The sequence below is a fragment of the Pseudomonas ficuserectae genome (assembly GCF_024584585.1).
Lineage (GTDB): Bacteria > Pseudomonadota > Gammaproteobacteria > Pseudomonadales > Pseudomonadaceae > Aquipseudomonas > Aquipseudomonas amygdali.
The window spans coordinates 1,139,956-1,165,634 of record NZ_CP085684.1 but is presented as its reverse complement, the minus strand read 5'-3'; the positions used below and the strand labels follow the sequence as shown (position 1 = coordinate 1,165,634).

Sequence of the window (25,679 nt, the reverse complement as noted above, 5' to 3'; positions counted from 1 at the left end):
CTGATTTTCTACTGAAAATTTTTTGCCCCCCTCTCTGCACAATGCGCGTCCTACACCACAGACTGAGCGATTCACATCAAAAATGCTTCCGTGTAGTATCAAAAGCTCTGGATCGCATTAAAAGGAATTGAAGATGTCATTAGAAGCATATCTGCAGATCGAAGGAGTTCCCGGCGAGACTCTCTCAGAAGGCTACGAAAACTGGATCGAGCTGCAAGACTTCGACCTTTCGGCTAGCCAGACTGCCTCAGCTACCTCCACATCGGCCGGCGGTGCAACCTCGGGCAGGGCCTACATGAGCGACATGCTCGTTCGTAAGGCTGTTGATAATGCCACCCCAAAGCTTCATGAGGCATGCTGCAGCGGTAAGCACTTCAAGCAGGTATCTGTGCATCTTTTCCGTGCTGGCGATCCAAAAGTCAAATACCTGGAGATAAAACTCGAAGAAGTTATTATCAGTTCTTTTTCATTAACGGGCAATGGCGACCAGAATAACAGTTTCCCAAGCGAACTTATCGCTCTGAACTATGGAAGAATTCAACTTATTTACTCCAAGCAAAGTCGAAAAACAGGGCAAAGCGCTGGACAAATTGCTGGCGGCTGGGATGCTATCAGTAACAAGATATTTTCATAACTACTCATTAGATTTCGCAGGGACAGGCGATGAATTACGAAATGCCAGCAGTCATTCCTCCCGGAGTCAATGTAGACGTCCACATGAAGCTCGCGAACGATCAGTGGAAAAAAGATCCTAGCACGGGTGCGTTCATGAGTTGGTTTTACTACAAAGTACGTAACAAGAGCCCGTGGGACTACAAGCAGAAACATCCAGAGTGGGAAGACTTCGGCAATTTTCATTACGGCGCTGTTGGGACAGCCGGTCAATTAACTGAACAGCTTCTACTGAGAGCCGCTGGGTTCGCCCAAGGAGAAGCCAAAACACGAAAGCATAAGTGGGGCCATTGGTTCTGGCTGCCTCCATACGGGGATGACCCTAAAGACCAGAAATGGATAAAAATGGGGATCTTGTATGCAAAATCCAAAGGATACTAACTTCAGATTTACTTACAAGAATTCATTTTGGATACTTGTGATCTTTTTAATAGCCAAGACGTTTCTTGGTGACTTTTTTGATTTCGGTAGTGACGCAGATGAAGTAGTGTTAAAACGGCGGCTTCCTCAGGGTGATTGGCTGTATGTTACGCGCTACGGCGCCATGGCTACCGACGTGGACACACTACGCTTTTTCATTAGCAAACCGCTTGAAGGCGATGATTCAGAAGTATTACATAAACTTAATAAGGAAAGCGAATTCCTCATCACGGATAGCTCTTTAGAAAACGTCGCAATACGTGACACACCCAATGGCGTAGGAATCACGGTAAAGGGTGCTGTCTACCGTTACTTTAGCAAGGAGTATGTCACTGAAGGCGACGACCTTAGAAGTTACAGAATTACGCTAACTCAAGAAGATACTACGCCAAGGGACTGACAGATAAATCTTAACTTTAGAGCTAACTGTATCGATAATTTCCGACAAGCCCTAGCTAGAACTTGCTGTTCCGAGTCGAACGAAATTGGACGTTAGACTCTTAGTTAAACCAGCGGCTAGGTACAGCCACACTCGGCTAACATCCGTTATCGGAAGGTCTTATACCGCATGCTAGCCCAACAAGATCGGAGACATAACGCTGAACACCTACAACTTTATCGAAGATAAGCAAGGTGCTATTTTAAAATGGATAAAAACGATCTGAACCATGACATCCTTAATTATCTCATAGAGAGAATCTACTTTTATGTTGGGTTCGGCAAAAAAGCATTTGAAATTCTCAGCCTCGCCACCAGAGTCAGTTGGGATCTAGGTCTTGACGGTGACGATGCCAGTGACTTCATGGAAGATTTTTTCGAACACCTTGGCGTCGACCGCGGCGACTACGACCACTATCGTTATTTCAAGCCTGAAGGGACTGATATTTTCGTGTTCTTCAGATCTAAAGATCGGCGTGCAAAGACAGTAATGACGTTAGGCATGCTGTATGAAGCAGCCCAGGTGAAGTCATGGAACTGCGAAACTCTTGAAAAAGCAAGCTTTAGTAGCTTGCCAATTTACAGTAAAACCGAAGAAATCCCTATTGATGGATTTAGTATAAAAACACAATGACTTTGATACCGGAGGCTTAACTGTAGCGGTCAACTGAATCAGTTATGGACATCGTCGAACATCTTCTACTTCGGCGTGCATTGAGAATTGAAGCAGATAGTTTTAAGCAAAATCCCCCCAAAAAAAACGCCTAAGAAAGGCCTTAAACAGGAATCATTTTTTAGTGCCCTTTCAGTCTAAGAAATAAAAAAGCCCAGCGTGGTTGCTGGGCTAATAGCGTCCTTAATCCTACAATCTGCTCAGAAGCTCAGTTTTTTTTGAGGAAAACTCTTTTTCAGTCAAGTGTCCGGCAGACTTCAGCTCAGCCAATCGGGTCAGCGCATCCATTATATTAAAGCCCTCCACTTGAGAAGACGTGGGTAGTGGATGCGTTACACTTCGACCAGACTCTATCGCATCAACCAGTATCTGATCTTGCTCTTTCTTGAATGACTTGAACTCAAGGGAATCGTGTGACGTATGAAGTCGTATTGAGCGGTGCCCCATAAACGACTTACGTTCGATGGATGTGATTGCCTTGAGAGGGATCGTTTCATTCACCTCGCCAAAAAAACCAGCGCGGTAAAAAATAGCTCTGGCAGTGGTGACAATCATTGAGCCATTTTGCTGGGTATTCTTCCCCTTGCCCATCATTTCACCGATATATCCATCTCCCCAAGCCACCACCTGCTCCCCCGACTGCAGGTGCTTTCCTCTGAATTTCATGACGTGTTTTGATTCCTTAGGGAAACTCTGAAAAAGACTTCCTAATTTGGCAAAATCTCCGGACACCAGTCGCCGAGCTTTTCGATGATGAAACAGATGACCTTCGCCGACGCCGAGTATGCCGGCAAGCGCAAGCAGACCCGTAAGGAATTGTTCCTGATCGAGATGGATCAGGTGGTGCCCTGGAAAGGTTTGATTGCCCTGATTGAGCCCTATTATCCAAAAGGAGAAGGTGGCCGGCCCGCCTACCCACTGATGGCGATGCTGCGTGTTCATCTGATGCAGAACTGGTTCGGCTACAGCGATCCGGCGATGGAAGAAGCGCTGTATGAGACGACCATCCTGCGTCAGTTTTCAGGCCTGAGCCTGGAGCGAATTCCAGACGAAACCACCATTCTCAACTTCCGTCGTCTGCTGGAAAAGCACGAGTTGGCGACCGGGATTCTCGGCGTAATTAATGGTTATCTGGGCGACCGTGGCTTGTCGTTGCGTCAAGGCACCATCGTCGATGCCACGCTGATTCACGCGCCCAGTTCGACCAAGAACAAGGATGGCAAACGCGATCCTGAGATGCATCAAACCAAGAAAGGTAACCAGTACTATTTCGGCGCCAAGGCTCACATCGGCGCCGACGACGAGTCAGGCCTGGTGCACAGCGTGGTAGTAACAGCGGCCAATGTGGCAGACGTCACGCAGGTTGCCAAACTGCTGCACGGCGAGGAAAACGTAGTCTGCGCCGACGCAGGTTACACCGGGGTCGAGAAGCGCGAAGAACACGCCGGGCGCAAGGTCATTTGGCAGATTGCCGCCCGCCGCAGCACTTACAAAAAGCACGGAAAACGCAGTATTTTGTACAAGGCGATCCGAAAAATCGAGAAGGCCAAGGCCCAGGTTCGCGCCAAGGTCGAGCATCCGTTTCGGGTCATCAAACGCCAGTTTGGCTATGAAAAAGTGCGCTTTCGGGGCTTGGCCAAGAACACCGCGCAGATGGTGACGTTGTTCGCCCTGTCAAACCTGTGGATGGCCCGCCGACATTTGTTGGCGAGCGCAGGAGAGGTGCGCGTGTAATGCAGGAAATGGTTACCGCAAAAGGCTTTGCAGCGGCCGAAAGAGCTAAAAAGCGAAGATAATTGAGCAAATTTCGACATGCATCGTTTTTTGAAAAGTGCTGAGGACTCGGTAGCCGGAAAACATCCGGCTACTTCAGACCTTCCTTAGACACTTTTATGCTCCTTGCTATTAGCTCTAGCTGCGATCATAGCCAAACATAATGTCGGCAGCTAGCAAAAAACCATTCCCGAATTCAAACAGGATCGCCACCTCAGGTTAACACCTTCCTAAATCGAAAAGCCCCGCCCATGGCGGTGCGTGTCACAAGCCGCTCCAAGAAATGTTGTAGTGGTCTAATGGTTCCGGACACTCATTTAGGCGAGAATATCGCCAGATAGAGGTGTCTGATGACCAAACAACGCCGTACCTTTTCCGTTGAATTCAAACGCGAGGCCGCAGGCCTCGTGCTCGATCAAGGCTATAGCCATATCGAAGCCTCCCGCTCGCTTGGGGTGGTCGAATCTGCGCTGCGTCGCTGGGTCAACCAGCTTCAACAAGAGCGCAACGGTGTCACTCCACAGAGCAAAGCCCTCACGCCCGAGCAGCAAAAAATCCAGGAGCTCGAAGCCCGGATCGCCCGTCTTGAGCGGGAGAAATCCATTTTAAAAAAGGCCACCGCGCTCTTGATGTCGGAAGAGCACGAGCGCATGCGCTGATTGATCAGCTCAGTGTCCATGAGCCAATCGAATTGCTGTGCGAAGTGTTCGAGGTACCTCGCTCGTGCTACTACAACCATTGCCTGCGGCGTCGGTCTCCAGACGCCGAGCGGGTTCGTTTACTTAGCCGAGTCAATGAGCTGTTCGGGCAAAGTCGAGGCGCTGCCGGCAGCCGCAGTATCGTGTCGATGATGCAGGCGGATGGCGAGCAAATCGGTCGGTTCAAGGTGCGTAGCTTGATGCGGGAGCTGGGATTAATCAGCAAGCAACCAGGCTCGCATGCTTATAAAAAAGCAACAGTGGAGCGGCCTGACATTCCGAACATTTTGAATCGGGAGTTCGATGTACCCGCGCCCAATCAGGTCTGGTGTGGCGACATCACCTACATCTGGGCGCAAGGAAAATGGCATTACCTGGCGGTGGTTATGGATCTTTACGCGCGTCGGGTGGTGGGCTGGGCGTTTTCGAACAAACCGGATACGGACTTGGTGATCAAGGCGCTGGACATGGCTTATGAGCAACGCGGCAAGCCTCAGGGCCTGCTGTTTCATTCCGACCAGGGCGTCCAATACGGGAGCCGACAGTTTCGCCAGCGGCTTTGGCGATACCGCATACGCCAGAGCATGAGCCGCCGGGGTAATTGCTACGACAACTCGCCGATGGAGCGTGTGTTCCGCAGCTTGAAAACTGAGTGGATACCGACCGTGGGCTACATGACGGTCCAAGAGGCTCAGCGGGATATCAGTCATTACCTGATGCATCGTTACAACTGGATTCGGCCACACCAGTTCAATGATGGAATGGCGCCCGCTCAGTACGAGAAAAACCTTAACGTCGTGTCCGGGATCAGTTGACCACTACACGAGAGTAAATTGATCGGCACAGTAAAGCGAACCCACTTCTCTAATTTCTTTTCCGGTTCGGGTGCATTCATCGATACCGAACCTAATACCTATGATGTGCTGATCATCGATGAGGCTCATAGGCTCAATGAAAAAAGTGGCTTGTACGGAAACCTTGGCGAAAACCAAATCAAGGAGCTGATCGATTCAGCAAAGTGCTCAATCTTCTTTATCGACGAAGATCAGCGCGTGACCCTGAGCGACATCGGTAGCAAGCAGGCGATTCGCGCATTTGCCAAAGCCAAAGGCGCGACCGTGGAAGAGTATGTGCTGTCATCCCAGTTCCGTTGCAGTGGCTCTGATGGCTACGTTGCGTGGTTGGACAACGTATTGGAGATTCGCCCAACAGCTCACCCCCTGCTCGACACCAGAGACTATGAGTTCAAGGTGTTCGATTCGCCTCAAGCCATGCATGCCGCTATAGAGCAGAAAAATCACGGCAACAAGGCTCGCGTTGTCGCGGGGTACTGCTGGCCTTGGCTCAGCAAAAAAGACCCCAAGGCTTCGGATATTGTTATCGGCGACGACTACGCACGCCAATGGAATCTGGATCAGGACGGCAGCTTATGGATTATCGCTGAAAACTCCATTGAGCAGGTGGGGTGCATCCATACCTGTCAGGGTCTTGAGGTGGATTACATAGGAGTGATCATCGGGCCGGATCTGGTAGTGCGGAACGGACGAGTGGTGACATCACCACATGACCGAGATAAGTATGATAAGTCGATTCGAGGTTGGAAAAAGTTGATGAAGGAGCAACCTGCCCTAGCGCAACAGGAAACAGACCTGATAATAAAAAACACATATCGAACACTGATGACCCGTGGAATGAAGGGCTGCTTTCTGTACTGCACTGATCCGGAGACCGCGCAGTATTTTGCCGGTAGGCTTGCGGGAGAAAGTAACGACTGACGAGCCATAAAAATCTTGGCCAGGCGTGGCGACGGATAAGGCGAATGTCATTGCATCTGAAGATATCCAAGAAAAAGCCCCAGCAGGTGGGGGCTTTTTCTTCGGTATCGCGAAACTGCGTTTTCACACAGCCTGCCACGGCGTCTTTTTTGTACTTGATTGATCTAACGCCGTTAGGACACTTGAACGAACTCCGCGACGGAGAGCCGCATAGCTCAAAGCCTATCGCACACACTCAACCTTCAGGCCTCCACAGAGCGTATGCCATAGCGATAGCCAACCCAGCCCCCATATCCAGCACACCTCCCCCCCCACACCCACTAACCCCCGGCACCCGCCCCCGCCAAGGCCTCACCCGCTCCAACTGCCCAGCCAACCCCAACAACACCCCTCCTCCCCAAACCGCCCAGCGAAATGCGCCCCCATCGGCAGCCCCGCCGCACTCCAGGACAACGGCACCGACATCGCCGGTTGGCCGCTCGCATTAAACAATGCGGCAAAAGGCGAATACCGATGCGACCGCTCGATCATGTCCTCAAGACTCAGGTTCACATCTGGCACCACAAGCTCACCAATGCGCGCCGGCTCGCGTGTCAGTACTGGCGAGAGAATCACGTCGTAATCCTGCATGAATGTCGCCAGTTGGCGGCCCAGGGCGTGAATCCATTCGACGGCGGCGGCGTATTGCGCACCGCTGACGCCGCCTTTGTCGCGCAGGATGATGCGTGTGCGGGCTTCCAGTTCGGCGTCCTGTACGTCAAAGCCACGCATGCGGCCTAACATATCGACGTGGTTGCGGGTGTTCGCGCCGATGATGGTGAAGACGTGGTCTAAGAATTCCGGCAGCACCACTGGCAGGCTGACGGGTTCGATGCGGTGCCCAAGTGACTCGCATAACTGCGCGACGTCTCGCACGGCGGCCAGGCTCTCGGCGGAGGTTGGCCAGGTGCCTGATTGTTCGATGAGCGCGATGCGCAGGGTTCCGGGGTCGCGTTGGACGGCGCTGACGTAAGGCATGCTCTGAACCGGGCCTGCGTAAGGCGCGCCGAGGTCCATGCCTGCTGTGGCGTCGAGCAGGGCTGCGCTGTCGCGTACGGTCAGGGTGATGGCGTGCGCGGTGCTCAGGCCTGCCCAGCCCTCGCCGACCATCGGGCCGGAAGGCATGAGGCCGCGGCTGGGCTTGAAGCCGAATACGCCGCAGCAGGATGCAGGCACTCTCAACGAACCGCCGCCGTCGTTGCCGTGGGCAAAGGGCACTACCCGTGCGGCCACGAGTGCGGCAGCCCCGCCACTTGAGCCACCGGCGCTGCGCTCGAGGCTCCACGGGTTGCGGGTCGCGCCGAAGCGTGTGGATTCGGTGGAATAGGACGTGCCGAATTCCGGTGCAGTGGTCGTCCCGGCAAGCACGCAACCGGCACGCCTCAGGCGGCTGACAACTTCGGCTTCAAAGGGGGCACGGAACTCGCCCATGGCCAGGGAGCCATTGCTCATCCGCGCGCCATTGACCGGGGTAAACAGGTCCTTGATCAGCGTTGGCACACCCGCAAAAACGCCTTGGCTTTTTGCAGCGTCGAGTGCCGCGCTGCGGGCTGAGTCATACAGTCGCTCGGCGACGGCGTTGAGCTGCGGTTCAACGTGCTCGATGCGCTGAATCACCCCCTCCAGCAAATCGATCGGCTGGACCTCGCCGCGCCTGACCCACTCGGCCAGGCCGGTGGCGTCTTCATCGTTCAACAACGTTTGAATGTCTTTCATGGGAAGGTTCCTGATGGCCTGAATTCGAATGGAAACAAGATCGCCGATCTTGCAACCGTTTTTAGAAACTGTGACCTACCCGTAACGCCACGGTGTAACCCTCGGTGCGGTTGCGTGCGCCGAATTCCTTGTAGATGTGAAACCACGCCGCAGGCATGCCGGGCGTGAAGTAGCTGATCGCGGGGCCGGCTGCGACCACTCGGGCGCGGTTGCCGGTGTCCAGCCCTGGCGCATCGTCATCGGAGAATTGCCGGTAATAGAACCCGCCCATCCCCAGCGTGAAAGGACCTACGTGCTGGCCCACGGCAAACTCGTGACGGTATTCGACACCGTTCTTGTAGTCGGTCGCAGGGTTGCGGGTGTTGATGTCAGTCTGGAAGCTGCTGGACACTTCAAAACCGCTGTCGCTGATGTAGGTCGCGTTGACGGTGGGAGAAAACGTTCAGTGATTCAGCCCCGGCGAAATAGGACGATTCTTGTCGTAGTCGCCGGTAGGTGTCTGAATCTGCATCTGTGCGTTCACGAACAGGTTGGGGGAAAGGTCCCATTGCAGTATGAGCGGTGACACCGAAATGTCGGCCATCCTGAACGGATCCGCCTTCAGGTCCAGCGGACCGCCAGGCGTCTGGACCCGGAACGAGGCATCCATCTGGAAGAAAGGCACCGCCACGCTGTAGCCATAGCGCGCGCCCAGTATTCTGTAAGCGGTCATGCGAAAGTACGCAACGCCGATGGACAGAACGTCCAGGGAAAAATTGTTGTCCAGCGAGCGACCGTGGCGGTCTTTCTGCACGTTGGTCGAATAGAACGCCACGCGCATTCCCAGCGTACCCACGGGGGTCGACGGAGGCAGGATGCCTGCACCGAAATCGTAAACACCGAAGGAGGTAGTCGGTGCTCCGTTTTCAGTTGCCTGAACCGTGGCAGCAAGGCTCATCAAGCCGAGCGTCAAGAAAGTGAAGCGTCTGATATTGGAATTATTGTTATGACTCATCGCATGCCCCTGACCACGAAGGTGGTGGGGTCATGCTATTGAGTCATGCTTTATGCCGTTATCCGATTTCAGCAAAGATGTTTGCGTTGCAAGGTCTGCGAGGGTGTTTCCCCGAACAGTGTCCGGTAGTCACTGGAAAACCGGCTCAAGTGCCAGAAACCCCAGCGCGCGGCGACCGTCTGCACGAGTTCGATCCGGCTGCTTTCGCGCAACTCGCGCCGCGCTGCGTTGAGGCGCAACGTGCGCAGAAAAGCCACCGGGTTGATGCCCAGCGTCTCCTGAAAACAGTACTGAAGTTTGCGGCGACTGGTGCCGATGTGGTTGCACACATCCAGAATCGACAGCGGCTCATCCAGATGCGCCAAGGCATAATCGCGAGCCCGATCGACCATTCTCTTGCGCGCCGTGGGATTTAGCGGCGGCGCCTGATCAGGTGCCACCAGTTCCAGCACCTGCAACATTACGGCATCCCGAATGCCACGCCGGATCGACTCGTACTCAAGCTTCTGCAGGCACGCCTGCTCTCCATTCAACAGGTTATCGAAGAGCGCAGTGAACCTAGTGCGAACCGTTGGATCGGTCAAACGGTAACACTTGGGAAGATCGGTAATTTCAAAACGGCTGCCCTGACGTTCCAGTGCGTGAGCCAGGGCACTCTCTTCAATCGCAATGCCCAGTGCATCCAATTGCAGCGGAGTACTCAATTCCGGAAGATTCTCGCCGTGCGCGACGATCATGCTCGACTCCGGAAGCGTGTGCCCGGCACAGAACGCCGGACCGTTGGCACTCAACGGCAAGGCGAAAATAATCGCCCCCTTCCAGGCAATACCACTCTTGACCAAGGCCTGATTAGAGCGGTCGCGGACCAGTTGCAGCCAGTCCGAACGGAATTCCGTCAGCTCGCCTTCAAAGCCACCGGGCGTCACCTGGTCGTAACGAACCTGCCAGCCGCTGAGGTTGCGACCGTGCTCGTCGATGTCACAGGTTTGAAAACGCCGCAGGTGAGGTGGCGGTGCCGCGTCAATTGAAGCCTTGTTTATCTCCACATAACGACTACTCATCGGCCTTGCCCCTTAATACGTCTCAAGGTCATGCGGCTAAGTGAAGGCAAGTTTCATTCCGGCAGCAAGGAGTTTGGGTGATTAATACAGCGAAGCTACCAAACTGCTTTCAAGCTTCATAAAAACTATGCTCGCTTCAAATAAAAAGCGTCCCGTTGAGTCATGGTGTAGGCCCACTCGCTGTCACAGCAAGACAAGCGGCCATCGCTCTCGAGTACTGATCACGTATACTGGCAATATATGATCACGCATCTCGACCAAGGTATGTGCCGTCGATTACGCTTCGGCTGGCATAAGTATGGAAAACAGCACATGCCACAAAGAAGAAACCTGAAAGACTCTATTTTCATACCCTTGAAGCTGTCTCAATTGATCGGCCTTTTCAGTTGGATTATCAGCTGGTATGTGAATCCGTCTATTGAGCAATCACTGGATATATTTATTTATTGCGCTCTGGCGGGGGCGACGCTGTCAATCATTGTCACTTCCAACAGCAGAAGCATGACGACGTGGCGTCTGTTCGGCATTATCTACATGACGTCACTTACCGTTCTGTTCAAGGTACAGATCGAACGCATGGGCGTGGAGGCGTCGATGTGGGGATTGGTTGTCACTTCCCTGCTCATCACGGGAATGAGCGTATTCTTCGTCAAGTTTATTGACTACGTCGCTGCGGCTGCTCTGATCTGGTTGATCATGTGGCAAACGGACCTGACGGCGGTCGGCGTCGACCATGCGCCTCTGTTTTATGTTTTCCTGATCAGCTCGACCTTGTTGGGCGGCTCCCTGAATGCAACCTTCCTGAGCCTGGTCATGCAGACCATGGCGGCGAGTGATCGCTACCAGAAGCTGTCGGAGACCGACACGTTGACGAACGCCCCAAATCGCCGCGCACTGGTCGCCAGCCTGGATAACGCACTGACGTCAGATGATAAGTCCTCGCTGTGGTTCGCCATGCTTGATCTGGATAACTTTAAAAGCATCAACGACAACCATGGCCACGACGTGGGTGACAATGTCCTTATATGTTTCGCAACACTCATAAAAAACACAACGGGGCTGGTCAGCTTTGGTCGCCTGGGGGGAGAAGAGTTTGGCGTGATGTTATCGGCAGCAAACGCAGCAGACGCCATAGCGGCAATGGATCATTTATTGATGCACGCCCAAAAAGACCCAACAGCGAAAATGCCCTATTCATTCAGTGCAGGTATTGCGAGTTTGGCTCGGGCAAAAAACGTCAATGACTTGTTGAAAGAAGCCGATGAAAATTTGTATCACGCCAAACGGAGCGGCAGACAATGTATTGCCTTTGAAGGCAGGATAGTTTCCGCGACCGCTGGAAGTGTGGAAAAGCAGAACCAAGGGGTGAAATCGGTTAATACCCATGCATAGCGCTCGGTTCTCTCAAGCATTCTCGCCGCCCTGCCGAACCATCGAATAGCGGTCAATATCTTCTCGCAATGTCCACCCCTGCCCCGACCAATATCGGCCAGCCGCCTCATTAACCTTCAGCACATCCAGATGACACTTATAAACTCCCAGCGCTTCCAGACACTGAAGGCAGCGCTCGACCAACTCGGGAGCTATCCCCTGTCGACGATACTCCGGCAGCACAATCAAATGTTGTAGATAACCCCGGCGGCCGTCATGCCCACACATGACACAGCCGCACACAGCCCCCTCCGCCTCGGCGACGAAGCTCGTACCGGGGTTTCTGTCGAGGTAGCGTGCCGTTGATTCACGCGAATCGGCATCGCGCAGAGAGATGCCCGGTGTATTGCGCATCAGTTCGATGACCGATTCGTAATCCTTAATTGTCATGCTGCGAATCGTGATCACTGGCTATGCCCGGCCTGTTATTCCAATGGCGGAGCAGATTAACAGGGCATTTCGCTGATCAGATGACAGCGCTGCCAGAGTTTGCCTATCAACCCATAACGTTCTTTCTATTAGAAATATCCACAAAGAAGGCTAATCTGCAAGAGCATCGGCGAAGGCCGTGCGGTTTTACCCTGATAAGGAGATAAGAATGAGCTCAAGTTTTCTGTGCACGTTGTGGTCTCGTATCGCAGCAATCCAATGATCGCTACTGGCCTGATCGTTGATCGAGCGGCCGGTACGAACCCAGTGCTATGGAGTTCCGTCATCACTGTCTGAAGCCCCGCGAGTGGGCTGGATGGCCGGATGCAAATGACAAAAAGGTGTATCAAGCATGTCAACTGAATCGAAATGCCCCTTCAACCACGCTGCTGGCGGCGGCACCACCAACCGTGACTGGTGGCCCAAGCAGCTGAATCTGAAGATTCTGCATCAGCATTCCTCACTCTCCGACCCGATGGGCGAGAGCTTTGATTATGCCAAGGAGTTCAAGAGCCTTGACTTCGAAGCGGTCAAACAAGACCTGCGCGACGTCATGACCCGGTCGCAGGACTGGTGGCCGGCCGACTTTGGCCATTATGGTCCGCTGTTCGTTCGCATGGCCTGGCACAGCGCCGGTACTTACCGTACAGGCGATGGCCGTGGCGGTGCAGGTGCTGGTCAGCAACGTTTTGCGCCGCTCAACAGCTGGCCTGACAACGTCAGCCTGGACAAGGCACGTCGCCTGATCTGGCCAGTCAAGCAGAAGTATGGCCGCAAGATCTCCTGGGCCGACCTGATTGTGCTTACCGGCAACGTCGCGCTGGAGTCGATGGGCTTCAAGACGTTCGGTTTTTCCGGTGGTCGCCCGGATGTCTGGGAACCGGAAGAAGATGTGTACTGGGGTTCCGAGACTACCTGGCTGGGTGGCGAAGAACGCTACGGCGCACAGAAGAAAATGCAGCAGCCGGGCGACGGTACGCTGGTCGCCGAGCCGGAGAACCATGCCAACGAAGAAAGCCGCACCGCGAGCGGTGAGCGCAATCTGGAAAACCCGCTTGCCGCTGTGCAGATGGGCTTGATCTACGTGAACCCGGAAGGGCCTGAAGGCGTGCCGGACCCGGTCGCTTCGGCGAAGGATATCCGTGAAACCTTCGGTCGCATGGCGATGAACGATGAAGAAACCGTAGCGCTGATCGCCGGTGGTCACGCCTTCGGCAAGACTCATGGCGCAGGCCCTGCCGACAACGTCGGTCCAGAGCCGGAAGCAGCCGGTCTTGAAGAGCAGGGGCTTGGCTGGAGAAACAAATTCGGCAGCGGCAAGGGTGGCGACACCATCACCAGCGGCCTGGAAGTGACCTGGACTTCGACTCCGACCAAATGGAGCAACGAGTACCTGGAAAACCTCTTTGGCTTCGAGTGGGAGCTGACCAAGAGCCCGGCAGGCGCGCATCAGTGGACGCCGAAGAACGGCGCAGGCGCGGGCAAGATTCCGGATGCCCACGATCCATCCAAACGTCATGCGCCAAGCATGCTGACCTCTGACCTGGCGCTGCGCTTCGATCCAGCTTACGAGCAGATCTCCCGTCGCTTCCTGAACAACCCTGAGCAACTGGCCGACGCGTTCGCCCGCGCCTGGTTCAAGCTGACTCACCGTGACATGGGCCCGCTCGCGCGCTACCTCGGCCCGGAAACACCGGCCGAAGAGCTGCTGTGGCAAGACCCTATTCCGAATGTTGATCATGCGTTGGTGGATGATCAGGATGTTGCCGCGCTCAAAGGCAAGATTCTGGCTTCGGGGCTTTCTGTCTCGCAGCTGGTTTCAACCGCATGGGCAGCCGCTTCTACTTTCCGTGGCTCTGACAAGCGCGGCGGTGCCAATGGCGGTCGTCTGCGTCTTGCTCCGCAAAAGGACTGGGCGGTTAACCAGCCTGCACAACTGGCGGGCGTACTGAAGACGCTTGAGGGGATTCAGAGCGAGTTCAACGCCGCTCAGTCGAGTGGCAAGCAGGTTTCCATTGCTGACCTGATCGTCCTGGCCGGTAGCGCAGGCGTCGAGCAGGCTGCGAAGAACGCTGGTCATCACGTCACGGTGCCGTTCACACCAGGCCGTGCCGATGCATCGCAGGAGCAGACGGATGTCGAGTCGTTCAGCTTCCTTGAGCCGATCGCCGATGGCTTCCGCAACTATCAGAAGGCGCACTACAAGGTCTCGGCAGAATCGCTGCTGGTCGACAAGGCGCAACTGCTGACCCTCACTGCACCGGAAATGGCTGTGCTGTTGGGCGGCCTGCGGGTCTTGAATATTAACGTTGGACAGAGCAAGCACGGCGTCTTCACCGACAAGCCGGAAACCCTGAGCAACGACTTCTTCAAGAACCTGCTGGACATGGGCGTTGAGTGGAGAGCGACTTCAGGTGCCAACGACACCTTTGAAGCACGTGACCGCAAAACCGGCGCAGTCAAATGGACCGGCACCCGTGTCGATCTGGTATTTGGCTCACATGCTCAACTGCGTGCGATTTCCGAGGTGTACGGCAGTTCGGACGCTAACGAGAAGTTCGTCAAAGACTTCGTGGCCGCATGGACCAAGGTGATGAACCTGGACCGCTTCGACCTGGCTTGATGTGTTTGATGTGCTGAGCTGAAAAAACGCCTCCCCTGCGGAGGCGTTTTTTTTACGGCTATCAAAAAGCGAAGGCTGGTTTTATCAGCGACTCATCATGCTTGCCGCCTGCTCCGTCGCTTCAGTCGTTCGAGTCGCCAGCTTGCGCACTTCGTCAGCTACCACCGCAAAGCCCCGCCCAGCTTCCCCGGCACGTGCAGCCTCAATCGCGGCATTGAGCGCCAGAAGGTTGGTTTGGCTGGCAATGCTCTGGATAGTGCCGACTATCTGGGTCAGTTGAGTGATGTTCTCTTCCAGGTTTTTCTGATGCTGTGCTTCGGTGTCGCGAAGAGCATCCTGCTCATGCTTCAAATGCACATCCACCAACGCACCGACCACCCTCAGCGGAACACCTTCGGGATTGCGACGAGTCTGGCCGCGTGCACGGAACCAGCGGTACTCGCCGGTTTTCATCTTCAGGCGGTACTCGATATCGAACGGCGTCTTGCCAGTCCGGTCATTCAAGTGCGCACCGAATGCCGTCAGACTGCGCTCCTTGTCGTCAGGGTGCAGCCGTGATGCCCAGCTATCCAGTACGTCAGGAAACTCTTCGACTGTTTCGAAACCCAAGAGCCGCCTGAACTGTGGAGACCACCAGAACGGGTTTCTCGCATTGACCGGGTCGCCAGCAATGACCTCCATGTCCCAGAGCCCGTCGGATAGCATCTCCCGGGCCAGTTCGAATCGGGTAATGATCACATCGTGTTCCAGATCACGTTCAAGCTCATCGTGAATATCACGAAGCGAGCCGGCGACACGCAGCGGCGTTCCGCGTGCGTCTCTTAACGTTTCGCCTTGGGCATAGAACCAGCGATAAGTGCCGTTCTTCATCGCCAGACGATTCTTGACCCGGTACGGCGTGTTACCCGAGCGATCATTCAGATGCTTGGCAAATGCGTCGAGCGTGGCTTGTTTATCCTGCGGATGAAGCCGGTCTGCCCAGCTCGCCAGTACGTTAGGGAAATCTCGCTCGTCGTTAAAACCGAGAAGCGTGCGAAGTTGCTGCGACCACCAGAATCGATTGTTCGGGTTGACCGGATCGCCTGCTACGACCTCCATATCCCAGAGGCCCTCGCTCGACGCACGGTTGACCAGATCAAAGCGGGTCTCATAAGCGGCGGCCGAGGCAGAGGCTTCCCCCAGAAGGTGGCGGGCGGTTTCCAGTTCCTGCTCAAGATCGGCGATACGTTGCTCGTCAAGACGACGCTGGGCACTCAGCGAACTCCAGCACTCAAGTACGCTGTTCTCTTCAGCGCAGCCTCTTACCACCGGCTCGCCAGCCCCCTTGAGAGAGGCAATAAGTTGTTGAAGGGCTTTTCTGTCACGACGTGGTCGGAATAAGTGAAGCATGCACAGGGCTCTCAAAATAAAGTCAGATTTGCCGAGTCCCTGGCATGTCACTTCTTTATCGACATGCCGTGCGGTTTCTGAATCGTCAGATTGCGATCAGGTAATGGTCACTTGATCCAGAATCAACTTCACGGCTTGCTGATCGGTTTGCGCTCCCGCCATCAACTCCGCTACCCAGCCGCAACCGGACTTCTCCAGATGAACTCGCCAATCACCGGACCAGTTCTCAAGCCCGGCCAGGTTCAGAAATATGCAGCCACCCCGCTCAGCATGCCCGCCGGTAATTGACTGTTCAAAACAGAACGGTTTATCGGCTCCGGATGTGTCGACACTGAATAGGTACACATCGTGTTTCGGGGCCTCAAGCGAAGGCGCGCAATTGCGCTGACTGATCAGCTTCAACATTTCTCAATCTACTCCTGGCTATATGATTGACTGTGACGTCCATTACTTCGGGAATGCAGTTCGCGACGGTTTACGTCGCGAAGAGGACGCAGAGCGTCCAGACCGGCATGCCGACGCGGAGCGTCGCACGATAGTTGAGATTATCGTCCCCTACGCTCACCCCCTCGCTCCAAACCTGCGCAACACCACAACCCCAAGCAACGCCGATAACACCGACCCGATCAGTACGCCCACCTTGACCTCATCCACCAGCTCCGGTGCGCCCGGGAAGGCCAGTGCGCCGATGAACAGGCTCATGGTGAAACCAATACCGCACAGCGCCGCAACGCCATAAAGCTGGCCCCAGTTGCTGCCGTCCGGCAAGCGGGCCAGGCCGGCGCGGATGGCCAGTGCAGCGAGGGCGAAGATGCCGACCTGTTTGCCGATCAGCAGCCCCAGCGCGACGCCCAACGGCACCGGGTCCAGCAGTTTGTCGACAGTAATGCCTGACAGTGAAACGCCGGCATTGGCGAATCCAAAGACCGGTACGACGGCAAAGGCGACCCACGGATGCAGTTTTTCTTCCAGATGCAGCAGCGGCGAGCTGGCTTCTTCATCGGGTTTGCCGAGCGGAATGCACAGTGCCAGCGCTACGCCCGCCAAGGTGGCGTGAATACCGGACTGGAGCATGAAGAACCACAACAGCGCGCCGACAATCAGGTAAGGCAGCAGCTTTTTAACGCCCAAGCGGTTCAGCGCGACGAGCACGGCGATGGAGCCAAGTGCAGCCAGCAGCATGGGAATGGACAGATCGCTGGTGTAGAACAGCGCGATGATCAGCACAGCGCCGAGGTCATCGAGAATTGCCAGTGCCGACAGGAATATCTTCAGCGACAACGGCACACGCTTGCCCAGCAATGACAGCACGCCCAGGGCGAATGCGATGTCGGTCGCTGCCGGAATGGCCCAGCCGCCAATGGTGTCTGGCTGGCCCCAATTGAATGCCACGTAGATCAACGCCGGAACCACCATGCCGCCCAGCGCCGCGAAGCCCGGCAAGGCGCGCTGGCTCCAGGACGCCAGCTGGCCGGCCAGCATTTCGCGCTTGATCTCCAGGCCCACCAGCATGAAGAAGATTGCCATCAGGCCATCGTTGATCCAGTGCTCTACCGACATCCCGGCGAGCACGGTATGCAGCGCTGCAAAGTAGCTGTCGGCCAGCGGTGAGTTGGCGACGATCAGGGCTGCAAGCGCAGCCGCCATCAGGATCAGACCGCCAGCGGCCTCAGCGGCGAAAAAGCGCTTGATGAACGCCAGCGCGCTCGGGGATTCGGTACGGGGGGTGGGGTTGTGCATGCAGGGCTCCGCAGGGTACAGCGCAAAAAGGCCGCAACCTTACCACTCGCAGAGCCTGCCACAGCGCAGGTAAACCTGAGGATACAAATTAACGCGCATGCCCATCATGGCTTGAGGAATCAGGGCTCCTGTCTGCCAGACAACAGCCCTGCCCGCTTCACTTCTTGACGGTTTCTTCAAGCGTGAACCGGCCCAACGGGTTCTGGCCGAAGTGCTCGATGTTCTTGCGTGAAACACTGATGTAAGGGCTGTAGTAGAGGTCGATCCAGTTGACGTCGGCTTTGGCCATTTTCTGCAGGTCGATGTACATCTGCTCACGCTTTTTGGGGTCCATTTCAACCCGTGCAGCAGCAACCAGCTCCTTGACCTTCTCGTTCTTGTAACGGGTCATGTAGTTGTTGTTTGTGTCATGGCCAAGCACGAAGGTGGTTTTCTGATCCGGGTCGAGGATGTCGTTGGTCCAGTACATCACGGAGATGTCGTAGTCACCGGCAATCAGCATGTCCCAGCTCTGGCTCGGGTCGACTTTCTGTAGCGTGGTGGTTACGCCAACCTTGGCCAGCTGCTGTTGCAGCATGACCGCAATTTGCTCGTCGACTTCGTTGCCAGCATTGACCACATAGTTGAGCTTCAGGTCCGACGCACCGGCATCCGCCAGCATCTGTTTGGCCTTGACCGGGTCATACGGGCGTTGCAGGTTATCGGCGTAGTGATACAGCGCGCCCTTGGGAATGTAGGAATTGGCCACGGTGCCCAGCCCGAAGGTAGCGGCCTCGACCAGCGATTTCTTGTCGATAGCCATGTCCAGTGCCTGGCGTACCTCAGGCTTGGCCAATGCGCCGTGCTCATGGTTGAGCAACAAATGATCTTCACGGGTGGACGGGTCCAGGTGAACCACCAGATCAGGGTTCTTCTTCAGGTTTTCGACACGGGAGAACGGCACATAGATCGCTGCATCCAGTTCGCCCTTCTGGACCATCAGCATACGGGTGTTGTCATCCGGCACCGAGATCCACTCGACACCATCCAGGCTGACGCTCGGCGCTTCCCAGAAGTCGGGGTTCTTCGCCAGGATCACCCGATCACCGCGCCGCCATTCTTTCACTGTGAAGGCTCCCGAACCGACAGGCTTTTCGGCGTAAGCCTCTTCGCCCAGGGTCTTCATGGCCTTCTCGGAGAGAATCGACACGTTGGGCAGCGCCAGTTGCGAGAGGAACGAGGCCGATGGATTCTTCAGGGTGATGACCAGCGTACGCGGATCTGTTGCGACGGCTTTGTCGATAATCTTGTAGGAATCGCTCCACAGCGAGCCCTTGTCGTCGCGAATTCGCAGCAGGCTGAATACAGCGTCGCTGGCGGTCAGCTCCGAGCCATCAGAGAATTTGGCCGGGCGTATCTTGAGTGTATAGGTCAGCCCGTCGGGCGAAATCGACCAGCTTTCGGCCAGTCCTGGCACCAGCTTTGTGCCCTTGTCGTCAACCCGGATCAGCACATCGTAGACGTTGGAAAATACCCAGTTGTCGATGTTTTGCGCGCTTTTGATCGGGTCGAAGGTGGTGCCGTCCTCACGACGGCCGATGGTCAGCACGCCCGCGGCTTCCGCCACTCCCGCTGCCAGGGAACAGGCCGCCAGCATGGCGACGGTCAGCATTTTCATTGGTCGAGCTTTCATACAAATGAACTCCTTGCCGGTGTCGGGACAGATGTTTGTTGTAGGTCTGGATCAAAAAACGGGTTCATCAAGTACACAGTCGTAGCGCTGCTCGCCGACATGCCGGGTGGGTGGCGCGACGCTGGAACAGGTCGGTCTGGCGAACCGGCAACGCGGATGAAAGGCGCAGCCAGCGGGCAAACTCAGGGGGCTGGGTGGCTCGCCCTGCAAGGGTTCACCGGGCAGCGGACGATCCGGATCAATCTCCGGAATAGCCTGGATCAGCGCCGCGGTATAGGGATGACGCGGCTTGAGAAAGACCTCTTCGACCGGGCCCTCCTCGACGATTTTGCCCAGGTACATCACCGCCACTCGGTCACACAGGCGGCGCACGATGGCGAGATCGTGGGCAATGAACAGAATTGCCAGGTTCATGCGCTGGCGTAGTTCCAGCAGCAGGTTGATGATCTGCCCCTGAATCGACACGTCCAGCGCCGCCACGCACTCGTCGGCGATGATCAGCCGCGGCTCGATGGCCAGTGCGCGGGCAATGCCGACACGCTGACATTGCCCGCCGCTCAAGGCACCCGGTTTGCGTTCGGCAAATTCGGGTCGCAGACCGACCATGTCGAGCAACTCGATGACCCGCGCCGGAATCTCGGATGCGCTGACCTTGCGTTGCACTTTCAGCACCTCGGCCAATGTGGCACCGACGGTCATGCGCGGGTTGAGCGAGGAAGACGGGTCCTGAAAGATCATTGCTGTTTCACTGCGCAAACGCTGCAGACTGATACCGCTACCCTGGGCCATGTCGACGTCATCGAAGACGATCTGCCCGGAAGTAATGTCGTTCAGACGCAGAATGGCGCGCCCCAGCGTGCTCTTGCCGCTGCCAGACTCACCCACCAGTCCCAGCGTTTCACCCGCACAAATGCTCAGCGACACACCGTTGACGGCATGCACCCAACGCTTATTGAGACCCATGAAGCCTGATCCGGGGGCCGGGAAGCGCACCACCAGATCGTTGACGTTCAACAGCCTGTAGCCGCTCATGATACGGCCTCTCGGGAATCTGCCAGCGGATAGTGACAGGCCGCTTCATGGGCAACCCCCATCGACCGCATCAGGGGTAGTGTCTCGACGCAGCCTGCGCCCGCATGACCGCAGCGCGCATGAAAACGGCAGCCAGCGGGCAGCGCATCGAGCAATGGCGGCTGTCCGGGAATGGTGCGCAGCAGGCCACTGCCCGTACTGCTGGCGGGCTGGCAGTCGATCAGGCCGCGGGTGTAAGGATGACGGGCGCGGGCCAGCACGTCGCGCTTGCTGCCGTGTTCACACAAGCGACCGGCGTACATCACCGCGATGGAGTCGCAGGTTTGCGCTACAACGCCCAGGTCGTGGGTGATCATGATCAACGACAGCCCGTGACGGTCACGCAGGTCCAGTAACAGCCGCAGGATTTGCGCCTGCACCGTCACGTCCAGCGCGGTGGTCGGTTCGTCGGCGATCAGCACCTGCGGCCCGCAGCCCAGCGCCACGGCAATCATGGCGCGCTGGCGCATGCCGCCGGAAAACTCATGGGGAAAGTTATCCACACGCGAAGCCGGGTCGGGAATGCCGACCTGACGCAGCAGATCAATCGCCTGCGCCCGTGCCTCACGTTTCGAAGCGCCTTGATGCAGACGAAAGCCTTCGGCAATCTGCTCGCCGATACGCATCAGCGGGTCCAGATGACTGCTGGGGTTCTGGAAAATCATGCCGATCCGCCGCCCGCGCATGGCACGCATGCCGGCTGCATCGAGTTTCAGCAGGTCGACATCATTGAGCAGCACCGAACCACCGCGCACGTGCAGGTCCGGCGATGGCATCAGTTGCATCAATGCCCGGCAAGCCATGGTCTTGCCAGAGCCACTTTCGCCGACCAGCCCGAGAATCTCGCCCTGCTGCAGATCGAACGACAACCGGTCGACCAGCGTTACCTCGCGCCCCCGACTGTTCGCAATCACGCTCATCTCGCTGACTTTCAGCACCGGCGTACTCATTGCCGCTCTCCGAGGGTTTCGGCAACGCCGTCCGCCAGCAGGCTGAAACCCATGGCCAGCGTCACGATGGCCAGCCCCGGAAAGGTGCAGATCCACCACGCAGACGTCAGAAACGCCTGCCCCTCGGCGACCATCGTGCCCCACTCGGCCAACGGTGGTTGCACGCCCAGGCCCAGGTAGCTGACCGACGCGCCACTGAGCAACACCAGCACCGCATCGGACATGGAAAACACAATCGAGCCGAACATCGCGTTGGGCAGCAGATGGCGAAACAGAATACGCAGGTGACCAAACCCCAGGCTCTTGGCCGCCAGGGCGAAATCGCTGTCCTTGAGGACCAGAATCTGTGAACGGATCAGCCGCGCGTAAGACACCCAGCCCACCAGCGCCATGGCGATGTAGAAACTGCTCAGGCCAGGGCCGAGAATCGCAATGATCGCCAGCATCAGCACCAGAAACGGAAAGGCCAGAACGATGTCGATCACGCGCATGCACAGGTTGTCGAAGCGACCGCCTATATAGCCCGACAATGCGCCTACAAACGTGCCGATGATGAACGGGAAAACCACCCCGAGCACACAGATCTGCAGGTCGATGCGTGCCGCCCAGATGACTCTGGACAGAATGTCGCGACCAAAATTGTCGGTGCCGAACGGATGCGCGAGGTGCGGTGCAAGCATGCGCAGTTCGGTGTTCTGGTAAATCGGGTCATAAGGTGCCAGCCACGGTGCGAAGAGTGCCAGCAGCAGCCATAGCCCAAGCAATGAGGCACCCAGCAGCATCGCCAGTCGGCCGTTGCGCAAGCGCAGGCGAAGCCGCGAACGCCAGTGTGGGCGCAGAGGGGCGTGGGCGATGGTCATTTAATGTTCACCCGCGGGTCTATCGCGACAGTGGCCACATCAGCGAGAAAGTTGACGATTACCGTGGCACAGGCGAGCACCATGGCTACCCCCTGCACCACCATGTAATCGCGACTGAAGATGCCGCGCACCAGCAGCTGGCCGATGCCGGGGATGGCAAACAGGCTTTCGATAACGACAGTGCCGCTGATCAGCCAGCCGATGTTCACTGCCAGCAGGTTGATTGACGGCACCAGCGAGTTGGGCAATACGTGACGACGAAACACTGCGCCTTCACTGACGCCACGTGCCCGTGCCGCAGTGACATGATCAGCTTGCAGCTCCATGAGCATGCTGGCGCGCAGGTTGCGAATCAGCACCGCGGACAGAGCCAGGGCGATGGTCAGACATGGCAGCACCATGTGGTGAGCCTTGTCCAGCCAGTCACTGCCGTAACCTGACACCGGAAACCAGCCAAGCTGCACACTGAACAGCAGGATCAGCATGATGCCCAGCCAGAATGCCGGCATGCCCAACCCCGTGGTGGTGAAGACACGAATCAGGTTATCGCCCCAACTGCCCTTGTTGCGTGCAGCGACCGTGGCCAAAGGCACGGCGATCAGCAGAGCCAGCAGGACGCTGCCACACACCAGAAACACGGTAGGCTCCAGCCGGGTAACGATCAGTTTGAGCACATCGATCTTGTACAGCAGCGATTTACCCATATCGCCCTGCAAGAGGTTTTTCATGAAGTACACATACTGCGTCCACAAGGGTTCATCCAGCCCGTACTGGGCGCGGATGTTGGCCAGTGCCTGCGGTGTGGAACGGGCGCCCAGCAGAATGCGCGCCGGGTCACCGGGGATCGAGCGCACCAGAATGAAGGTCACCAGACTGATGCCGAACAGCACCGGCAGCAACTGCAACGGACGCTGGAGAATGAAACGATAACGACCCAGATTCATCAGACGCCCCGATGCTGTGACAGAAAATTCAGCAGGACCGGAAAGTACGCCGCCACCCCTTTCACACAAAAGGGCAGAGCGAAGTTGTAGTCGAACATTGACCATCCGTCGACTTTGATTGTTTTGCGCTCATCCGCCTTGCTCGCATACCCCATCGCACCTCACCTTTGCGGACGTCGCTCATGGCCTCAACCCTATCGCGCAGCGCCATGGCAAACAGCTAGCAATTCTTATAGGTTTTACACGACTGACAGCCGGTTGGACGCAGGCGTGGCACTGTCCTTGCTAATTGCTATATTAAGTCCCCTACACCGGCTCTATGACAAAGGAGGTCAAACCATGCATATCAGGTTGTCGGATTTCAATTCGCGTCTGCAATCGGCATCTACAGTGGATCAGCAAATGGATTGCGCACTGTTACTGGCATCGGAGCTTGGATTCGATGCAGTGATTTACGATTACAGCCCGGTGCCTGTGTCCCATGATGGAGCACTGATCACACCTTCGTTGCTTTCATTGCGCAACACCCCGGCCGATTGGCACGCACTCTGGTGCAGCCAGGGGTACTACCAGATCGACCCGGTGCAACACCTGGCGGTGGCCAGCGTTTCGCCTTTTGTATGGTCATACCAGCCCAAGGCTGAAACGGTGCTGCAAACCTTTATCACCGACATGCACAAGCCGGTGGTGCGCTACCTGCATGACTCACACATGACGTGTGGCGTGACAGTGCCTATCCACATGCCCAAGGGCGGTTTCGCCACCCTGACAGGCCTGTGTTCCGACAGCAGCGACGCTGCACTGGAAGATGCCCGGCAGAGCCTGGCCGAGTTCGGTCTGCTGGCTCATGCCTTTCAGGAAGTCGCCTACCCGCTGTTTGACCAGAAGATGCGCTCCTGTAATGCGATCAAGCTCACCCGCCGCGAGCGTGAATGCCTGAGCTGGTCTGCCGAAGGACTGACGGCCAGGGAAATCGCCGATCATCTCAACCGTTCGGTCGCCACGGTGACGCTGCATCTGAATTCGGCCATGCAGAAACTGGGTGCCAAAAACCGTGTGCAGGCAGTCGTGCGTGCCGTTCACTACCGTTTACTCGACCAATGACCGGTTCATCAGCCAAAACCTATCATTTTCTATAGTTTTAAGATGCCACGCGCAGCGCTATGGTGCCCCGAACTATCCAGCAGGGACCGGCGACATGGCAGACATGACGATCAAGGAAGGTTTTGCGCCGTTCGGCGACTATCAGACGTGGTATCGCGTCACCGGCAACTTGCAAGGCCCGCGTACACCGTTGGTCATTCTGCACGGCGGCCCCGGCTGTACCCATGATTACGTGGACTCGTTCAAGGACCTCGCCAGTACCAGTCAGGCGGTGATCCATTACGACCAGTTGGGTAACGGAAAGTCGACTCGCCTGCCCCATGAGAGTCGCGAATTCTGGACAGTCGATCTGTTCCTGAGAGAGCTGAACAACCTGCTTGCCCACTTGGGCATCGAAGGCAATTACGCGTTATTGGGCCAGTCGTGGGGCGGCATGCTGGCTTCGGAACATTCGGTGCTCCAGCCCAAAGGGCTGAAAGCGCTGATTGTCGCCAACTCCCCGGCAGACATGCAGACCTGGGTAAGCGAGGCCAACCGACTGCGCGAGGACTTGCCTGAAGCTGTGCAAGCTGCGTTGCTCAAGCACGAACAGGCAGGAACGTTAACTGACCCTGAGTACCTTGAAGCATCGCGGGCATTTTATGACCGTCATGTATGCCGCATCACACCCTGGCCGGACGAGGTGAAACGCACCTTCGACCAGATCGACGCGGACCCGACCGTGTATCACGCCATGAATGGCCCTACCGAGTTTCACGTTATCGGCACCCTGAAGAACTGGACCATTGTCGACAGGCTGGAACACATCAAGGTCCCGACATTGGTGATTTCGGGGTTTTACGACGAAGCCACCCCACTCGTGGTGAAACCCTACGTGGAGAACATCCCTGACGTTCGCTGGTCGGTGTTCAGAGAGTCAAGCCACATGCCCCATGTGGAAGAAAGAATGGCGTGCATGGGCTGCGTAGCAGGTTTTCTGGATAAGTTATCTGTGGCCGCTACCGTGTCAGCGGCTTAGTCCTGCAATACCGACTGAACACAGACCTCGCCCCCCTACAACTAGAGTTAATACTTTAGAAATAGTGAACTGTGTAAACCGTTAACATTATTCACTCTGTGACGGGGACTTTTAGCGCCTGATGCTTAACAGAACCCACATGGCATTATGTCCATCATGAAATAACTTTCATCGCGATTGATTAAAGCT

Annotated in this window: 20 protein-coding genes and 5 pseudogenes; 11 read left to right on the top strand and 14 right to left on the bottom strand. The window is 56.2% G+C overall.

Features of this window, described 5'->3' with window-relative positions:
• Positions 1-133 precede the first annotated feature (133 nt).
• The 4 genes from LJU29_RS05215 (at position 134) to LJU29_RS05200 (ending at position 2,164) form a co-directional block, all read left to right on the top strand.
• The gene (locus LJU29_RS05215; protein ID WP_257111741.1) at positions 134-634 is read left to right on the top strand and encodes an Hcp family type VI secretion system effector; all 501 of its coding nucleotides are present in this window, start codon (positions 134-136) and stop codon (positions 632-634) included.
• Between the two features lie 29 nt (positions 635-663).
• Positions 664-1,053: a polymorphic toxin type 44 domain-containing protein gene (locus LJU29_RS05210; RefSeq protein ID WP_003313653.1), complete on the top strand. Its 390-nt coding sequence runs from the start codon at positions 664-666 to the stop codon at positions 1,051-1,053.
• Positions 1,031-1,492 carry a hypothetical protein gene (locus LJU29_RS05205; RefSeq protein WP_257111740.1) on the top strand — a complete coding sequence of 154 codons (462 nt, stop codon included), beginning with the start codon at positions 1,031-1,033 and terminating at the stop codon, positions 1,490-1,492. Before LJU29_RS05210 ends, LJU29_RS05205 begins: the two co-directional genes overlap by 23 nt.
• A 246-nt stretch (positions 1,493-1,738) precedes the next feature.
• Positions 1,739-2,164 carry a DUF1493 family protein gene (locus tag LJU29_RS05200; protein WP_057404795.1) on the top strand — a complete coding sequence of 142 codons (426 nt, stop codon included), beginning with the start codon at positions 1,739-1,741 and terminating at the stop codon, positions 2,162-2,164.
• A 228-nt stretch (positions 2,165-2,392) separates the two neighbouring features.
• Here LJU29_RS05200 and LJU29_RS05195 read toward each other — a convergent pair whose 3' ends face one another.
• Entirely contained in the window at positions 2,393-2,869 is a 477-nt protein-coding gene (locus LJU29_RS05195; protein WP_044299447.1) for a PH domain-containing protein, read from the bottom strand.
• Between the two features lie 87 nt (positions 2,870-2,956).
• Between LJU29_RS05195 and LJU29_RS05190 the strand changes: the two genes are divergently transcribed.
• The 3 genes and pseudogenes from LJU29_RS05190 to LJU29_RS05180 form a co-directional block, all read left to right on the top strand.
• Complete coding sequence (locus LJU29_RS05190) at positions 2,957-3,937, top strand: IS5-like element ISPsy2 family transposase (RefSeq protein WP_054078085.1); 981 nt, start codon at positions 2,957-2,959, stop codon at positions 3,935-3,937.
• A 389-nt stretch (positions 3,938-4,326) separates the two neighbouring features.
• A protein-coding gene (locus LJU29_RS05185) for an IS3 family transposase (RefSeq protein WP_122320854.1) occupies positions 4,327-5,489 on the top strand; the annotation gives its coding sequence in 2 pieces (ribosomal slippage) (positions 4,327-4,582 and positions 4,582-5,489; 1,164 coding nt in all).
• Between the two features lie 3 nt (positions 5,490-5,492).
• Positions 5,493-6,449 (top strand): annotated as a pseudogene (locus LJU29_RS05180) (DNA/RNA helicase domain-containing protein); the annotation flags it as partial.
• Between the two features lie 235 nt (positions 6,450-6,684).
• On the opposite strand, the pseudogene LJU29_RS05175 reads toward LJU29_RS05180, so the two are convergent.
• From LJU29_RS05175 to LJU29_RS05165, 3 genes and pseudogenes are all read right to left on the bottom strand, one after another.
• Positions 6,685-8,204, bottom strand: a pseudogene (locus LJU29_RS05175) (amidase).
• Between the two features lie 61 nt (positions 8,205-8,265).
• Positions 8,266-9,198 (bottom strand): annotated as a pseudogene (locus LJU29_RS05170) (SphA family protein).
• A gap of 68 nt (positions 9,199-9,266) precedes the next feature.
• On the bottom strand, positions 9,267-10,259 hold the full coding sequence (locus LJU29_RS05165; protein WP_005754169.1) for a helix-turn-helix domain-containing protein: 993 nt from the start codon (positions 10,257-10,259) through the stop codon (positions 9,267-9,269).
• Positions 10,260-10,571: 312 nt separating this feature from the next.
• Here LJU29_RS05165 and LJU29_RS05160 point away from each other — a divergent pair, with 312 nt between their 5' ends.
• Positions 10,572-11,651, top strand: a complete 1,080-nt coding sequence (locus tag LJU29_RS05160; RefSeq protein WP_005754170.1) for a GGDEF domain-containing protein — start codon at positions 10,572-10,574, stop codon at positions 11,649-11,651.
• A gap of 12 nt (positions 11,652-11,663) precedes the next feature.
• Here LJU29_RS05160 and LJU29_RS05155 read toward each other — a convergent pair whose 3' ends face one another.
• A complete protein-coding gene (locus LJU29_RS05155; protein WP_122322750.1) occupies positions 11,664-12,098 on the bottom strand; it encodes a GNAT family N-acetyltransferase in 435 nt (144 codons plus the stop codon).
• Between the two features lie 373 nt (positions 12,099-12,471).
• Here LJU29_RS05155 and katG point away from each other — a divergent pair, with 373 nt between their 5' ends.
• On the top strand, positions 12,472-14,742 hold the full coding sequence (gene katG, locus LJU29_RS05150; protein ID WP_054076735.1) for a catalase/peroxidase HPI: 2,271 nt from the start codon (positions 12,472-12,474) through the stop codon (positions 14,740-14,742).
• Between the two features lie 90 nt (positions 14,743-14,832).
• Here katG and LJU29_RS29525 read toward each other — a convergent pair.
• From LJU29_RS29525 to LJU29_RS05105, 9 genes and pseudogenes are all read right to left on the bottom strand, one after another.
• Positions 14,833-15,099 (bottom strand): annotated as a pseudogene (locus LJU29_RS29525) (methyl-accepting chemotaxis protein); the annotation flags it as partial.
• Positions 15,100-15,120: 21 nt separating this feature from the next.
• Positions 15,121-15,840 (bottom strand): annotated as a pseudogene (locus LJU29_RS29520) (PAS domain-containing protein); the annotation flags it as partial.
• Between the two features lie 387 nt (positions 15,841-16,227).
• Entirely contained in the window at positions 16,228-16,536 is a 309-nt protein-coding gene (locus LJU29_RS05135) for a hypothetical protein (RefSeq protein WP_257111739.1), read from the bottom strand.
• Positions 16,537-16,692: 156 nt separating this feature from the next.
• Positions 16,693-17,871 (bottom strand): Na+/H+ antiporter NhaA, encoded by a 1,179-nt coding sequence (nhaA, locus tag LJU29_RS05130; RefSeq protein ID WP_004666221.1) that lies wholly within the window; start codon positions 17,869-17,871, stop codon positions 16,693-16,695.
• A gap of 157 nt (positions 17,872-18,028) precedes the next feature.
• Positions 18,029-19,543: an ABC transporter substrate-binding protein gene (locus LJU29_RS05125; protein ID WP_002555161.1), complete on the bottom strand. Its 1,515-nt coding sequence runs from the start codon at positions 19,541-19,543 to the stop codon at positions 18,029-18,031.
• A gap of 51 nt (positions 19,544-19,594) precedes the next feature.
• Positions 19,595-20,575, bottom strand: coding sequence for an ABC transporter ATP-binding protein (locus tag LJU29_RS05120; RefSeq protein ID WP_005745299.1), 981 nt, complete (start codon positions 20,573-20,575; stop codon positions 19,595-19,597).
• Positions 20,572-21,564, bottom strand: a complete 993-nt coding sequence (locus LJU29_RS05115) for an ABC transporter ATP-binding protein (protein WP_122322752.1) — start codon at positions 21,562-21,564, stop codon at positions 20,572-20,574. The genes LJU29_RS05120 and LJU29_RS05115 overlap by 4 nt, the downstream gene beginning before the upstream one ends.
• Positions 21,561-22,424 carry an ABC transporter permease gene (locus tag LJU29_RS05110; RefSeq protein ID WP_257111738.1) on the bottom strand — a complete coding sequence of 288 codons (864 nt, stop codon included), beginning with the start codon at positions 22,422-22,424 and terminating at the stop codon, positions 21,561-21,563. The genes LJU29_RS05115 and LJU29_RS05110 overlap by 4 nt, the downstream gene beginning before the upstream one ends.
• On the bottom strand, positions 22,421-23,368 hold the full coding sequence (locus tag LJU29_RS05105; protein WP_005745304.1) for an ABC transporter permease: 948 nt from the start codon (positions 23,366-23,368) through the stop codon (positions 22,421-22,423). The genes LJU29_RS05110 and LJU29_RS05105 overlap by 4 nt, the downstream gene beginning before the upstream one ends.
• A gap of 339 nt (positions 23,369-23,707) precedes the next feature.
• On the opposite strand from LJU29_RS05105, the gene LJU29_RS05100 reads away from it, so the two are divergent.
• Positions 23,708-24,472 (top strand): LuxR family transcriptional regulator, encoded by a 765-nt coding sequence (locus LJU29_RS05100; protein ID WP_005754191.1) that lies wholly within the window; start codon positions 23,708-23,710, stop codon positions 24,470-24,472.
• Positions 24,473-24,566: 94 nt separating this feature from the next.
• On the top strand, positions 24,567-25,490 hold the full coding sequence (locus LJU29_RS05095; RefSeq protein ID WP_002555168.1) for a proline iminopeptidase-family hydrolase: 924 nt from the start codon (positions 24,567-24,569) through the stop codon (positions 25,488-25,490).
• Positions 25,491-25,679: the final 189 nt, after the last annotated feature.